We start from the raw sequence: 15,588 nt of genomic DNA, 5'->3' as shown, positions 1-15,588 counted from the left end.
GCCTTTTAAAAGGAGCTAATGCGAATGTAGTCAAAGCCTTGCAAGAATTAGAAAAGCAAAATTTAGAAAATTTAAGCAGAACCCTTACTATGTTTTATGATAATGCAGGGGGGTTTTTCAATATAACGCACGATATAGCTATGCCAAAAATGAATAATTTGCAAAATTATCTTAGCGATGCCTTTGTAAAAACGGCTAGAAAAAGCGAGAGTAGAGAGAGTGATTTTAGCAAATTAAGCGAGGATATAGAAAGCTTTTTACAAAATGCAGATAAAAACACGGCTTTAAGCCTTAATCCTAATCTAGTCCAAGACTTTAAATCTCAAGCGTTGGGGGTTGGTTTTAGCCGCTTTTCAAGGCTTGAAAATCCTAATGCGAATTTATTTGATTTTTTAAAGAATTTAAAGGCGACTCTAGAAGAAAAAGGACAGCCTGATTTATTTAGTGGAAGTAGCGGGACGCCTTTAAATACAAGGGACGAATGGGATTTTATCGAAGAGCTTATTTTACAAGGACAAGATACAAATACTAAATTTAAACTAGTTAATAGCTTAAGAGCTTTAAGAGAATGGGATAAAAGCGGAAACAACACGCACACCCTTAAGCCGTCATTAAAAGAAACTCAAGCAAGTGTTGCACAAAATAAAACGCAAGATAAAATCAAGCTTAACACAAAAACTAAAGGCTATTTAGATAAGCTAAAAATGGTTGATGAAAAAGGCTTTAATGAATTTGTAGATAGGGTTTTAAGCAAGGATTATGAAAAGGCAGAAAATATTTTAAAAATCGGCGAGTTAAGCAAAGAAGTGCAAGAAAATTTAAAACTAGAAAAGGCAAATATTTTTTTACTCAAAAAGCATTTAGCACATTTTAGACCCGAAAGAAAGGCTAAATATAATCAAGCTTTAAGAGTGGAAGAGTTTAAGCAAATTCCACAAATTATTAAAGAAAATAAACAATTTTTCAAAGATGAAAAAGGATTTTTTACTATATTTAAAGACGAATTAAACGAGGATAAGCTTAATTTTTTACACTTCAAAGGCGATGGAAAAGGGAATTTTTTAATCACAACTAAAAAAGCAGATAAAAGACTTTTTAAACACGACTTGGCGGGAGTTGAACCCGCTACACCACTCCAAAATGAAGTGCCTTTTACCAAAAACAAGGCTTCAAGTCGTAAGGAAGAAAATTTTAACGAAGAAAACTTAAATTTAAATAAGAAAGAAGAGTTTAATAAGCCGTCTTCTCAGACAAATGTAAAGAATGAAGAAAAACCACAAAAAAGCACTAAAGAGCTTAAGAGTGTTAATGAAGAAGATTTAAAGGGCTTAAAAAAGCGTTTTAGCGAAAAGGGAATAAAAAAATTTGCTAGTATTGTTGAAAAAAATTTAAATTTATTTAATGATTGGAAAGCCCAAAAAAGAGAAGTTTTAGAAAAGATTAAAAAGGCTAAAGATGAAGAAGATTTTAATTTAAAATACAATGAAATATTAGAAGTTTATCATAAGGGCAAGGATTTAAACGCAAAAATAGAAGATAGCGAACGCATACTTGATAAAATGGCTAGAGATGAAAAACATGATTTGCTTATACCTTCTGATTATCTCAATTTAACAGGGTGGTGGGGTAAATTGACTAGGGATATTTTTGCATTAGATAAAAGAATGTCTAATTTAATCAAGTATAAAGAACACAAACAAACAAAAATCGTTAAAAATAATATAAAAAAATTAAAATTTGATGAAGCATTGGTAAAAAGTGAGGAATGGAAAAATGAAGATAAATTTAAAAGTATTTTAGCCCATTTTGCATTTAATCATAGCTATATATTAGCAAACAAAGATAAAGAACAAAAAGCATTAGTAAAAGAATTTTTAAACACATTAAAACGCCTAAATATCACTTTTAAAGAGCAAAAAAACGGAGTGTTGGAATTTTTTCAAAAAGAATTTGAATTTCAAACAGGAGAGCCTAAGGGTATTAAAGAGTTAAGAAATGAATTAAAAGAAGCCTTAGAGCCTTATAAAAATAAAGAAATTATCAATAAAAACACCCATTTAAAAGCCTATATCACAAGTGAAGAGCTTAATAAAATATCAAGCACTAAAGCCGTGCAAAAAAGCGTGGATAATGGTTTTAGTAGGGACGAGCATTTTAGAGTGGCTGAAGATTTAAAAAATCTTTTTGAAAATGCACAATTAAGCCAAACACACGAAGATACCAAAAAAAGAGCCAATATAAACGCAGTGTATAGATTTAAAAAAGATATTTTGATAAATGATAAAGAAGCCGAAGCTAAAATAACCGTGCTTGAAAAAATAGAAGGAAATAATAAAATTTACACAATAGAACTTGAAAGCTTAAACAAACCCGCCCCCTTAAATGCTAGTGTGCCAAGCAAAGAAGCGGCAACTCAAGCTCAATCGGTGGAAACCGCACACAAAGAACCCACTACTATTGCTAAAGTTGAAGAAGAGATTATACCAAAAAATAAAGAAATTAAGAGTGCTAGTGAAAAAGATTTAAACGATAGAGAAACCCCTAAGAATAATTATGATTATTTCAAAGAAAAATATGCCAATAGAAAGCTAGATATAAAATATCTTGAAGATTTAGAAAAAGAAGTTGAAAAACAAAACCAAAAAGAAATTTTTGCTTCTAGATATTTTAAGGCTAATGGAGAACCTGCGAGCGATTATAGCCATGTAGATTTTTTAGAGGAAAAAAAATATGAATATTATAAAATTCCTTTTAGCAAAGAAAAGTTAGAAGAAATAAACGATAGAGAGCCTTACACGGGAAGAAAACAAGCGGGGGATTTACTAGCTTTTAACCTTATGAAGGTTAAAATGGCTAATGAAGAATTTAATTATATCCCTAGTGATGAAGAATTTGACTTAATTTTTGATGCTTTTTATGTGCCAGGTATTAGAGAAAAAATAGAAAATGAATTTAATATCAAACCTTTGAAAAAATTTGGATTTAATTATGCAGAGTTTTATCACGATGGAGAAAGAGCGATTAAAAAACTCATAGGAGAAAATGAAGTTTTTAAGCAAAGCGGACAAAAGGGCGAGTTTAAAGCACAAGTTGCAGGAGCTTTTCACAGGGAAGAGCTAGGCGATATTGATTTGGTTTGGGGCGATGAGAAATTCGGCTTAAAGCACATTATCGCTAAACACGGCGAAGAATTTAAAGATATAGCTAAAGACTTAAGCGAAATTGTAGAAAAAGGCAAGTTAATAAAACAAAATGATGTTAGATACCGATTAGAATATGAAAACGCAGTTATAGGATTAAGCGGGGAATTTAAAGGCGAAAAACGAGCCTTTATTATAACAGCTTTTAACAAAAATGAAGGGAAATCTAGCACACTTTCACCGAAGCAAGATTTTACAGATAAATCGGACAATGCTTTATCTAACCAAGAAAGCATTATACCACAAAGCAAACAAATAAGAGATATAAAAAAACAATTAGCTAAGCTAAAAAAAGAGAAGTTAGAACAAGAAAAATATTTAAAAAGCTTAAAAGAAGATGAGCAAGAACATCATAGATATGCTTTAGAAGAAGTATTAAAGCAAATGCGAGGATTATACAAGCAACTTCCCGAAAATCTTAGATACACAGAGAAAGTAATAGATGATTTAACAGAGCTTAAAGCAATATTAAAGGGTAATGATTATTCTATGCAAAAGGCTATAAAAGCAGGTAAAATAGCACAAAGACTAAACGAACAAGCTATTATAGAAGATAAAGATTTTATCGAAAGACTTGTTAGCTATGGTAAAACCATAGAACAAGCAAAAGCATTAAACGGAACAAGTTGGGGAACGCCTAAACAATGGATAGAGAAAGGCATATATGATTTTTATCAAAGCATAAGAGAAGATATAGATACTATACCAGCATTTAAAAAAATTTCTACTGATAAAACTAAAAATGAGAGCGTTTTACACTCCAATACCCACTTAGGAACAGGACTGATAACAGGCACACTAAGTGGAGTAAAAGAAGATGAAGAAGGAAATTTTAACTTTAATCCACAAGATTTTATCAAAGGATTTTTAGGAGGCGCTAGTGCTAGTTTAGCGGTTAAAAAAGGACTAGAGATAAAGGCAAGAAGTGTTGCTAAAAATTACTCAAATATCGCAAAAGATAATCCCGCTTTAATGCAAGAAATCGTTAAAAGAGATTTAAGCCATTATGCAAAAAGCAGCGTAGCAAATAGCCTTACACGCTTTTTAAATAAGCATAAAAATTTAGATTTAAATTCTCAAATTTTTGCAGGCGAAAAGGCTTTAATGAATGAAGCTTATAAACCCCAAGCAAAAAAGCTAAAAGTTGCAAAAGAGCTAGAAGCTAAAGGCAAAAGTGAAATACAGATATGGGAAAGCACAGGCTGGTATAAAGACAAAGACAAAAAATGGAAATTTGAAATAAGTCAAAAGGGTGGGGAATTACAAACAAAAGATAATTTCGGACGACCATACAAAAGAGAATGGTTAGTTAAAATCTTAAAAGATGATGAACTTTTTAGTGCATATCCGCAGTTAAAGCTTATGCGTGTTATTGAAGACAAAAAGTTAGGAGCGGGTGTTGGCGGTGCTTATGATTATGAAACAAAGGATATTTATATCAAAAATCTACAAGGAAAAGATGTAAAGACTATTCTTTACCACGAAATACAACACGCAGTGCAAGATATAGAGGGCTTTGGCTATGGGTTTAAAGATATAGTTTTAAGTGATGAAAATTTTAATTTATATTACAAACAGCACGGCGAAGCAGAGGCAAGGAATGTCCAAAGGCGACTAGACACTGATAATAAAAGAGAAATAAGAACATATAAAAGTAGTATTCCTATAAATAAAAGGAGAATAGCATTTTGGGAAAATGAGAAAGACAAAGATGCTTGGAAGGGACACGACCAACCCGATAATGAAATCAGACAAGCACAAGAAAATATAGCGTATAGTAGGCAAAAGATTAAAGAATTACAAGACACAGCAAAAATAGGCAAATATACACAACACCCTTACTCAACTATGGATATAGATATAAAAGATACCATAGCAGAAGCAACAATACACGGAAAAGCGTTAAGTAAAGAGCTAGAGAGTAGTTTTTTTAGATGATAATGGGAGAGTGGATTTATCAAAAGTAAATGCAAAACCATTACCTAAGGCAACTTTTAAAAATGTAAAGCAATTTGAAAAACTTTTTACAAACAAACAGGGCAAGTATGGCATAGTCAAAACACCCTATAAAGATATAAGGGTAAATATACCTTATGCTTATACGCATTTTTACAAAAACACCTATAATACAAATAGGGATTATTTAAAGGGAGCTTTTTTTGATGTATTGGAAAATCCTATGTTTGTAGCAGAAAAGGAAACAGACAAGGGACTAAGCACTTATTATTATAAGGTGTATAGTTATGGAAAAGATAAAATAGGTGTATTTGGGATTGGTATTGATAGTCAAGGACATATAGACTATAAAACAATGTATGCAGATAAAAACTTAAGCAGAATTAAGCAAATGATAAAACTAGATGATGAAAATATTAAATATATAACTTAGAGCAACACACACCAAGCTAACTATCACACGCAAGGTGGTTTTGCTGTATAAGCCCCTAGATAGAATCGGGTTTTGCTTATAAGCAAGGTTGCTCTTAGTAGAATTATACCATAAAAAGCTAATATTTTAAAAAATAAGGAAAAAAATGGAGCTAAAATTATTTATCAATCTCCAAACGCCAAGTCAATTTTTTACACTGATACGCTTTTACAGGGGGACAAGTCTTCCACCAACAAGATTGACAAGAATATGACTTAGTTTATTTTGCAGGAGGTGTCCATCCTAAAGAGCCGAGCAACAATGCTAAGAATGCAGCCAACAAGGACTACTAAGACACGCTTAGAGAGCCGACAATAAACTAAGCCAAGAAAGGATTATAACACAATTGATAAAAAATTTAGCTAAAATTATTTATCAATCTTCAAACGCCAAGTCAAATCAAAATATCCTACACTCTAATCAGCACTTAGGAGCAGGACTGATAACAGGAACACTAAGCGGAGTAAAAGAAGATAAGGACATATAGACTATAAAACAATGTATGCAGATAAAGACTTAAATAGAATTAAGCAAATGATAAAACTAGATGATGAAAATATTAAATATATTAACTTAGAGCAACACACACCAAGCTAACTATCACACGCAAGGTGGTTTTGCTGTATAAGCCCCTAGATAGAATCGGGTTTGCTTATAAGCTAGGTTGCTCTTAGTAGAATTATACCATAAAAAGCTAATATTTTAAAAAATAAGGAAAAAAATGGAGCTAAAATTATTTTATCAATATCCAAACGCCAAGTCGATTTTTTACACTGATACGCTTTTACAGGGGGGGGGGGGACAAGTCTTCCACCAACAAGATTGACAAGAATATTATAACACAAAAGGATAAAAATAAAAAAATCCTACACTCCAATACTCACTTTAGTGGAGTAAAAGAAGATGAAGAAGGCAATTTTAGTTTTAATGCAGAAGATTTTATCAAAGGATTTTTAGGAGGTGCCGTTGGAAGCAAGGTCGCAAGTAGTGCTTATAAAAGCGTAAAAGCTAAATTTTACGAAAAACATTTTAATCAGTTTATAGACTTAGTCAATCAAAACAAGCCTTTAAAACCCCGTTTTGAAGTGAATAAAGAATTAGAAAAAGCTTATAGAGAAAATAAAATGCAAGCCAGTGATAAGCTTTATGAAAAGCTAAATTTAACTATAGTTTTAAAGTTTAAGTTAGCTAACTTCTTTTATGCTTAAACCCTAGCCCCGCTACTTAAAGGCTAGGTTAAAATGAAGTCGTTTAAGCTACTCTTTAGCAGCGAGACCTTATAATTTGATTAGAGATTTTTTATTTAGTCAAAAGTTTTTAAACTTTTGACTAGCAAAATTAACAATGTTAAAATAATTATTAATTCTACCATTTAAACCCCCTTTCAACCTAAGCCAAAAGAGTTTTAACGCTTAAACTTTAAAAGTTTAATATAATTTAACTTAAAATTATTCATTGATAAAAAACAGCTATGCATATGCATAAAGCTAAATTCCAACCCCTATTTTTCACAAAAATATTTTATTAAGATTTTTTCTTTAATAATTTAAAGAAAGAGAGACCCCCCCCCCCCCCAATGATACATTACTCAAAACCGCCTTTAGTTTTTGTAGGCAATAAAAGAAATAGTTTAAATAATTTTAAAAAAGTGCTTAAGCTTATGGAAAAAGAAGGCTTAATCACAAAAGATACTATTTTTTACGATATATTTGGTGGCAGCGGATTATTAAGCCACACCCTTAAAATACTCTTCCCTAATCACAAAGTGATATGGAATGATTATGATAACTACTTAAGCCGTTTAAATAAAGCCAAAGAATGTGAAAGCTTAAGAAAAGAGCTTTTAGAATTTATAACGCCCCTTGCTAAATATCAAGAAAAATTAAGCCAAGAAGCAAGGCTAAAAGTGTTTGAATTCATTAAAGAAAAAGCGAATAAAACTTATATAGATTGGATACTTTTAAACGCTTATTTGTGTTTTAGCGGTAGGAATACTTGCGATGAAAAAAACTTTTTTAAGCAAAATTCTTTATGGCACAATGTTAATCAAAGTCAAGAAATCAAAACAAAGGGCTATTTAAAGGGCGTTTTAAGGGTAAGAATGGACTATAAGGCTTTAATGAATTTAGCTTATTATGGAAGTGAAGAGGAATTAAATAAAATTTCTCATCTAGTCGATGAAGAATTTAAAGAGAAATTGACTGAAGCAAACCCTAGTCCCGTCACAGCCAAAGGCTTAAGCCTTGAAGCAGTCCCCTTAAATTCAAATGCAAATTCAAGCGGCGAGATTGCTTCGGCTTTAGAGCCTCGCAATGACAGATTAATCATTAATGACAGCTCCTACAACCCCAACGCTTTTTTAATCCTAGACCCGCCTTATTTTAACACTGAAACTTTTCATTATGAAGGCAAAAAATGGACTTTGGAAGATTTTTTATATCTTATGTATTTTGTGAAAAAGCCCTTTATCACTTTTGGAAGTGGTAAAAGCGGCATAGCTGATTTTATGAAATTTAGCGATACTTATCTTGATTTAAGCCATCTTAAACAATGCCAGTTTTTAGAAAATCAAACCAGTTTTACAAGAGTAATTGATAAAAGGGAATTTATGTTTTTTTCTAAGTTAAAGGGACTTTTTGAAAGTTAGCATAAAAGAACCGCCCTTCTTTTATGCAAAATTTAAGCGTTTAAGTTTTAGCTAAGGCGGTTTAACTTATAATTTTTTACGCATTAAAGAGTTTTTATTTGAAGAGTTTTAAAAGCTCTTCAATAAGCTTTAAAAGTAAAATTAAAATTTCTATTATTTTAATCCACATTTATAAGCCTCCTTCCCAGCATAAAAGAAGTTAGCTAACTTAAACTTTAAAATTCTAGCTAAATTTAACTTAATGCTTGATTTTAAGAGTTTGTCAAGAGCCTTTAACTCTTCACAAGACGGATTTTAAACCCCTTTTTAAAGTCTTTTTTTCATAATAAAATCTGATATTATCTAAGTTGTTTAAGTAAAGCCAAAGAGCTTTAAAAAACGATAAAATCAAGTAAAAAGGCTAAAAATGGGAAGTATTAAAAGAGAGCTTTTAAGAAAGAGAAAAAACAAATACAAGAAAGAAGCACAAAACAAGTGGCGTCCTATCATACAAAAATACGATTTGAGAATAGAGAATTCAGGGGATTTTTTTACTTATCCAGCCGAACAATACGGCTGGGCTAAGGCTGAAAAGGGATTTTTTGGTTTTATAGTGAATTTATTTTTTGGTAATCCTTTACAAACAATAATCGGTATTGCTACGGGTTTTGTAGGAATGATAGGGCATATTTTAGTTACTATAAATAATTCTAGAAGCTATGAAAAAGCCTTAAAAGCTTATCAGTTACAAAGCGGGGCTTTGGCTACGGCAAACATACAAAAAGCTAAAGAACAAAGAGGCGCACAAAGTGAAGCTTTATCTCAAGCTATTGTTTATAGTGAATATGAAATTTACGCTAATGGAAGCATTTACAAAAATCAATTTGCAGGAGTGAATAATAATTTTTCTTCTCAAATAGCCCCCGATGGTGCTAAGGGTATATATGCTGAGTTTAAAGAAAGTAAAATCGATAATTTCACACAAAACCGCTCACAAGTAGAAACAGCAGGTAATGAAAACTTTAGCGAAAGTGTTTTAAAGCCCCCTTTTGCATTAGCCAAGGCAAATGATGAAGAAGAGAATTTAAAGATGACAAAAGAGATGTTTTTAGCTAGAAATTTAAAAGCTATTGAAGGCTTTAATCTTTTGGTAAAATTAGAATATGGTATCAATACTTACGATTCATTTTTACAAAATGCTTTTGATTTTATCGATGAAAAAGTGATAAAACCCTTTAGAGTAAATTTAAAACAGCTTGATTTTTTAGCTAAGAATAAGGCTTATAATAAAGGGATTTTAAGAGATTTTGATGTATTGCAAGAGAGTGATTTTAAAGAAATAAAGGGCGATAAAGACGCTATAAAAGAAAATACAGAGCAGGAAAAACAGGCTCTAGAACAATGGGAAAAAGATTTTAAAAATCAAAATGTAGATTTATCCATTTACAATAAATACCAAATAGAAGAAAAAAGAAAAGCACAAGAAAAGATAGCTAAAGATTATATAGATATGATAGAAAGACTTTTTGCAGTGGTGTTAAATGGAAGTTTTAATAGGGTAAAAAAAGAGCTTGATTATACAAAAGATTTTAGCGATAAAGAAGAAAATACTTTAAGTGTTAAGGAATATTTTAATGATGAAAACGCAAGACTTTTCACAATAAAAGAAGATGAAGAAGTTTTAACTGAAGGTTTAGTGTCTAAAAAAGAAATAGCGAAGCTATTTAGCGAGGCAAGGGTATTTTTTGTGAGTTTTAAAAACTATGAAGAGTATGTTTTATCTTTAGTTTATGGAGAGTTTTTAGAAGAGATAGGGCAAATTGAGTTAAAGCAAGAGCAAATTCATTCTAAAAATGATTTAGAATTTAAAGACAAACAAACAAGCACGGCTAAGCTTTGCATTGCTAAGGATTATAAGCACATAGTAGAGTATAAAAGTCCTGATTTGGAAGTATTGAGAATTTATAAAGAAAAACAAGTGCCAAAACACACTCTTTTAAAAGATGATTATACGCTTTTAAATAACTTTTGGCAGGGCGTTTAAGCCCTTTTAGTTTCTATTCCACACGCTTTGGCTATCAGAAAAAACAGAGCCTATCATATCAGAATTTGTTTGTAAATTGGCTTGATTTTGATTATAGCGGCGATTTTCTTCTTGAAATTGACTTTTTGCAAGATTTAAATTATCTTGTGCTATTTTAACATTTTTACGACCCGTGCCAAAGGCTGAATCAAGCGCCCCAAATAAAGTCCCTGTTCCACCTAAAAAAGTGCCAAGCCCTGCTAAGCCCCCTGTTGCGTTAGTGATACTACTTACAGCATTACCTAAAAATCCAAACATTTTTTATCCTTTTTAAAAAATTTAAGCCCTTTTGTGCTTTTGGTTTTTATGAAAATAATTAAAGCAAAATAATAAGTTTTTGTTAAGGGGCGTGAAAATTTGCTAATTTACGCCCCTTTTTTAAAGTTTTAAAAAAAAACTAAAATCGCATTTAAATTTACAAAAAAGGAGAAAGAAGGTGTATGGCGAAGCTTTAAGAAAAGATACAAAAACTGAAAATTCAAGCGATGAAAGCAAACTTGCTGCCCTAGAAGAAGAGCTTAAACAAGCAGAGGCAAGTTTAGAAAATGATTTTGCAGAGTATGCAAGTCAAGCGATGAGTGAAGAGCTAGAAGAGCTTTTTTTTGAAGATAAAAAAGCCTTTATAGAAGCTATTTTGAAAATGCAAAATGAATTTTTGCAAACAAATTATAATCCTAAACTTGAAGAAGCGGCTAAGTTAAGAAAGGGGATTGCCAATAAAAACGCATTAGCAAGTATTGATAGTGCTAAAGAAGAGTTTTTGAAAAACAACCCAGAAGCTGATATAAACGCTTTAATGGAGTTTTACGACCAAGAATTAGGGATTAAATACAAAAAAGAATTAGACAAGCTTGAACCTTTGGAATTTTTTAGTGTGCTTTATGAAATTTATAAACAAAGAAACCATTTAGCAACGCAAAACGATGCGTTACCAAGAAATCCAAACGCCCAAAATATAGATGCGGATAATGCTAGTTTTAGCAATGATGATTTACCAATGAATAGAATGTAAAGGAGATAAAAATGTTGCAGCAAAGAGTGCATAATATGTCTTATTTGGCTAAGGCTATTATTAATTTAGATGAGATAGAAAACGGCTATAAGGCTCTTGTATTACCCAAAGGAGCTGAGATTACGCATTTAAGCGTTGAAGTGCTAGAAGAAGTATCTAGCGCTACTTTAAGCGTAGGATTGAATGAGAATGATAACTTTTTTATGAATGCTATTGATATAGGAACTAGAAAAAGTTATTTAAGTGAAGTAATTTCAAGTGTTAAAGATATAAGTGAGATTACTATAACAACAGCTGGAGTTGCACAAATGACAAGTGGGAAGATAGTTTTAAGAATGATTTATTTTCTACCTTCTCAAATCACAACAGAATATTAAAAATTTTAAGGAGAAAAGAAAATGCCATTAAATGATTTAAATAAAATAAATATCGCTGATTGGAGGAATAATCCAAATGTAAGCGTAGATATAGCAAAGACTATTGAAAGTGCAAGTTGGAAAAAAAGCATATGGGAACCTTTTGTAGGAGCGGGTCAGGATAGAGGTATAAGAACCTTTAAGGTATCCAATACCGCTCCTTATCGTCCTAGACTTAAAACCCAACTTCAAGGCGACGGGGTAAAGGGAAATGCTGATTTTGAAACGAATTTGGATAATTTAGAGATTTTAAGTCAGACTATTTATCCTGAAGTGTTGGGAAATAGTATCAAAAGTCCTATAAAGTATTATTCACAAGTAGAAGAGATAGATTTTATCAAAGAAGCAACGGACAGCTTAACAGGCTGGATTAAGGATAAAAGAGACCGCTATTTTGTAACGGCTTTATTTAATGATATGACAAATGCTGTAATTTGTGATACAGACGGCTTTAAGGATACAAGCAAAAACAAATCAGTTGCTGAAGCAGCAAAAACGATAAAAGCGGGCGATGTTTGTAATGTAAAAGCGATTAGAAGGGCTATTTTTATGGCAAGAGCGGGAAAGAATTATCAAAACAAAGATGCTTTTCCTATTAAGCCCATAAGAACCAATACAAGAACGCAAAGCGGGTTAGAAGTGCAAAGTTATTCTTATATTATTTTGCTAGATTCTTATCAAGCCCACCAATTAAAAAGCGATGCTGAGTGGAAAGAAATACAAAAAATAGGTTTAAGGGGCGATAAAAATAACCTTTTTACAGGGCTTTTAGGTTTGATTGATGATTGTCCTGTAATTGATATGGGGGTATGGACTAAAACGCAAAGTGGTTTTTTAAATAGTGAAATAAGCGATTCAGAGTTTAACGCACACATTTATAAGCCTAATCACAAAAAAATCACTCCACCTAGCTTTTACACGGGAAATAATCCTGTATCTTTTGGGTGTTTGATAGGGGCGTCAGCACTTGTTTTAGCGGGGAATGAACAGATTAATTTTTATATCGATGATACGCAAGATTTGGGAAGAAAGACTATTTGCGGTGTGGATAGAATTTTAGGTGTTTCAAAGGGGCGTTTTGAAAGTCCTACGGGACAGATGAGTGTTTATGATGATACAGATTATGCTTTTATCGGTATTTTATCAAGCAAAGAATAAAAAGCGGTGATTTGCTCTTAGGTTTAAGGGGATTGCCGCAGTCGCTACGCTCCTTCGCAATGACGGAATTTAAGTTTAAATGCTTTAACTTACTTCATAGGGCAAGGATTAAGCACTTTAGAAACTTAAAGCCGTGTGGATTTTTTCTAAAGGCTTAAATTGTTTCATTCAATAAGTTTAAAAGTCAAGTTTAAGGGCTTTTTGCAAAGCAAAAAGGGACGGCGTGGGCTTCAGCACAGAAAACTTAAAAAGCAAGATGCCCACGCAAGTGGGACGGGGGCTTTAGGGGTTTTAAAAGGGCAAAGCCCTTTATCGCAAAGCAAAATTTACTTTTGCTGCGGAGTAGCTGGATAAAAGCAAGGAAAAAAATATGAATTATGAAAATATGGTTTTAAATGAGATAAACGAAAAAACACAAGCTTTAAAAACTCTTTTTGATGATGTAAAAGAGAATTTAAGCGATAGTGCTTTAAAAAAAAGATTTGATGAGTATTTTTTAAGTTTAGAAAATGATTTAAAAGAAGAAATTAAAAACACAAAAGAAAAGACCCAAGAAGCCCTAGAAGAGTTGATAAAAGAAGAGCTTAAAGAAAATACAAAAGCTTTATTTTTAACTTCAAAACAAGATTTTTTAAATGAGTTAAAGGCTAATGTTGATTATGAACTTTTAGCCGATGAAAAAGCTAAAGGTTTTTTAAGAGAGAATGAAAATAAATTAAATGAAGCCATTAGAGAAGCTTTAAAGGGTCAAAGGTTTCAAAGTCTTATTATGGAATGTGAAAATAATCTTTTAAACTCTTTAGATGAAGCAAGTTTAAAAATAAAGCAAAACTTAGAAGAGTTTAAAAACACTTTAGAAACAACTCATTTAAACTATAAAAGAATGGTTGATGAAAAAAGCGAAGGGGTATTAAAAGCATACATTAACGAGCATAAAAACACTCTTTTTAAGCCTTTTAATTTAAATTTTTTAAAAGATGAGTTATTAAAAGATGAAGAATTAAAAGAAGAGCTTAAAGAAATAGCAAGGGAATTAATCGCTACTTATATCACAAGTAAGGGTTTTTTGAAAGATGAGTTAGAAGAGTGTTTGTTAAATATCAATAAAGAAATCAGCGAAGATTTTTTTAAAAGTGAATATATGAAAGAACAAATATTTTTAAATAATATAGTGCTTAGTAATTTATGCTTAACTAACGAGCTTAAAAGCTTGGCAAAAATAGAATTAATGCTTAAAGAATACCCGTTGATTTATAAGAAGAAAATTTATAAAGCGGTGTAATTTGCTCTTAGGTTTAAGGGGATTGCCGCAGTCGCTACGCTCCTTCGCAATGACAAAACACCCCGCTTAAGCGGGACGGGGGCTTTAGGTGGGTCAAGGGAGCTTAAAGGCAAGTTTCGGGGCTTTTGCGTTAGCAAAAGGGACGGCGTGGGCTTTAGTCAAGCGACTTTGGGCGGACTTGTTCGCACAAAGTGTTAGCAGTGAAAGCAAGGCAAAGGACGGGCGTGGCCTTCAGCAAGGCGACTTTTTGGAAACTTGTTTTCAAAAAGTGAAAGCAAGGTGGGGGTGCCTTCAGCACAGAAAACTTAAAAAAGCAGTTACCCACGCAAGCGGGACGGGAGCTTTAGGTGGGTCAAGGGAGCGTAGCTCCTTGTCGCAAAGCGGAATTACTTCCGCTGCGAAGTAAAATTAGAAAGGAAAATATTATGGGCGATTTGATTTTAAGACATAAGGGAGCTAATCTAGAAAATGATTTAAAAGAGCTTGAAGGCTTAAATGAAAACGCACAAGAACAAGAACTTAAAAGACCCCCACTTGAAAGCTTTTTAAAACAAAACACACAAGAAAATCTAAAAAGTGATGAAAAGCTTTTAAGCGAAAACACACAAGAGCAAAGCCCTTTTAATGAAAATAACGCTTTTAATCAAGTAAGTATCAATGAAACTCCTACGCCTTCAAATGAAATTCCTTTTTACACGGGGATTAGAAAGCTAGATGAGAAGATAAGCAAGGACGAATTAAGCCTTTATGATTTATACGCTTTAAAAAGATTAGGAATTGAAATAAACAAACCTATAAATGCCAATTTACAAGGCGATATAGCGATAAAAAAACTAAGCGGCGATAAGGAATTTGAAACCATAAAGGCGACTAACAATGCTTTTGATAATTTAAATTCTATTGTTGAGAATGCCCCTGATACGGCGGGGATTTGGAATCAGTTTGCAAGAGGATATTCAAAATTTACTAATCACACGCTTTTTAGTGCTGATGAAGCTAATCAAAAAAGATTAAGCGATGAAGCAATGTTAAAGAGTAATTATTTAGCCGCTATTCCTTTAAGAAGTGGAGGAACGCAAGAAGAAAGAGCAGCACTAAGTGAAGCGATAAATTTTGGGGGATTGAATGCAAAAGAAACCACTAAAAAAGCTTTTAATCTTTATAATCACTTAATGCAAAGACAAAAAGCCGCCATAGAAACTTTAAAAGCTAAGGGTTATAATGAAGCGATGATTAAGCAAGCCTTAGGATTAGAGGGTGGGCGTAATTTTGAAAACAATATAAAAGCTTATGAGTATTTAAAAAACAATTTAGAAGACTTTGATAGCGAAGAGTTTAAAGAGAATTTTAAATACGAAAATTATTTTAATCAAAGGAGATAAA

Annotated in this window: 13 protein-coding genes and 1 tRNA gene; 12 read left to right on the top strand and 2 right to left on the bottom strand. The window is 32.1% G+C overall.

From position 1 onward, the window contains the following. Positions 1-1,101: 1,101 nt before the first annotated feature. Positions 1,102-1,177, bottom strand: a tRNA-OTHER gene (locus tag ACLL8X_RS00290). Between ACLL8X_RS00290 and ACLL8X_RS00285 the strand changes: the two genes are divergently transcribed. The 5 genes from ACLL8X_RS00285 to ACLL8X_RS00265 all read left to right on the top strand — a co-directional run bounded on the left by ACLL8X_RS00285 (position 1,146) and on the right by ACLL8X_RS00265 (position 10,298). Beyond that, on the top strand, positions 1,146-5,138 hold the full coding sequence (locus ACLL8X_RS00285) for a putative barnase/colicin E5 family endoribonuclease (protein WP_411988962.1): 3,993 nt from the start codon (positions 1,146-1,148) through the stop codon (positions 5,136-5,138). The two genes, ACLL8X_RS00290 and ACLL8X_RS00285, sit on opposite strands and share 32 nt — an antisense overlap. 10 nt (positions 5,139-5,148) lie before the next feature. Then, positions 5,149-5,589, top strand: coding sequence for a hypothetical protein (locus ACLL8X_RS00280; RefSeq protein ID WP_411988961.1), 441 nt, complete (start codon positions 5,149-5,151; stop codon positions 5,587-5,589). Positions 5,590-5,974: 385 nt separating this feature from the next. Next, complete coding sequence (locus ACLL8X_RS00275) at positions 5,975-6,115, top strand: hypothetical protein (protein ID WP_411988960.1); 141 nt, start codon at positions 5,975-5,977, stop codon at positions 6,113-6,115. Between the two features lie 1,173 nt (positions 6,116-7,288). Beyond that, positions 7,289-8,275 carry a hypothetical protein gene (locus ACLL8X_RS00270; RefSeq protein WP_411988959.1) on the top strand — a complete coding sequence of 329 codons (987 nt, stop codon included), beginning with the start codon at positions 7,289-7,291 and terminating at the stop codon, positions 8,273-8,275. Between the two features lie 406 nt (positions 8,276-8,681). Further along, positions 8,682-10,298, top strand: coding sequence for a hypothetical protein (locus tag ACLL8X_RS00265; RefSeq protein WP_411988958.1), 1,617 nt, complete (start codon positions 8,682-8,684; stop codon positions 10,296-10,298). Between the two features lie 6 nt (positions 10,299-10,304). Here the strand turns inward: ACLL8X_RS00265 and ACLL8X_RS00260 are convergent, their stop codons facing one another. Continuing rightward, on the bottom strand, positions 10,305-10,595 hold the full coding sequence (locus tag ACLL8X_RS00260; RefSeq protein ID WP_411988957.1) for a hypothetical protein: 291 nt from the start codon (positions 10,593-10,595) through the stop codon (positions 10,305-10,307). 178 nt (positions 10,596-10,773) lie between these two features. Here ACLL8X_RS00260 and ACLL8X_RS00255 point away from each other — a divergent pair, with 178 nt between their 5' ends. From ACLL8X_RS00255 to ACLL8X_RS00225, 7 genes are all read left to right on the top strand, one after another. Beyond that, entirely contained in the window at positions 10,774-11,349 is a 576-nt protein-coding gene (locus tag ACLL8X_RS00255) for a Coiled-coil domain-containing protein (protein ID WP_411988956.1), read from the top strand. Positions 11,350-11,360: 11 nt separating this feature from the next. Then, a complete protein-coding gene (locus ACLL8X_RS00250) occupies positions 11,361-11,726 on the top strand; it encodes a hypothetical protein (protein WP_411988955.1) in 366 nt (121 codons plus the stop codon). Positions 11,727-11,747: 21 nt separating this feature from the next. Beyond that, positions 11,748-12,923, top strand: a complete 1,176-nt coding sequence (locus ACLL8X_RS00245; protein WP_411988954.1) for a phage capsid family protein — start codon at positions 11,748-11,750, stop codon at positions 12,921-12,923. A gap of 159 nt (positions 12,924-13,082) precedes the next feature. Further along, positions 13,083-13,277 carry a hypothetical protein gene (locus ACLL8X_RS00240; RefSeq protein ID WP_411988953.1) on the top strand — a complete coding sequence of 65 codons (195 nt, stop codon included), beginning with the start codon at positions 13,083-13,085 and terminating at the stop codon, positions 13,275-13,277. Positions 13,278-13,293: 16 nt separating this feature from the next. Next, entirely contained in the window at positions 13,294-14,205 is a 912-nt protein-coding gene (locus ACLL8X_RS00235) for a hypothetical protein (RefSeq protein ID WP_411988952.1), read from the top strand. An 88-nt stretch (positions 14,206-14,293) separates the two neighbouring features. Next, on the top strand, positions 14,294-14,611 hold the full coding sequence (locus ACLL8X_RS00230) for a hypothetical protein (RefSeq protein ID WP_411988951.1): 318 nt from the start codon (positions 14,294-14,296) through the stop codon (positions 14,609-14,611). 19 nt (positions 14,612-14,630) lie between these two features. Further along, complete coding sequence (locus ACLL8X_RS00225) at positions 14,631-15,587, top strand: hypothetical protein (RefSeq protein WP_411988950.1); 957 nt, start codon at positions 14,631-14,633, stop codon at positions 15,585-15,587. The last annotated feature ends 1 nt before the right edge of the window (position 15,588 follow it).

Source organism: Campylobacter parajejuni (assembly GCF_046764905.1).
In the GTDB taxonomy this organism is placed as follows: Bacteria; Campylobacterota; Campylobacteria; order Campylobacterales; family Campylobacteraceae; genus Campylobacter_D.
This window is presented reverse-complemented; position numbering and strand designations above follow the sequence as displayed.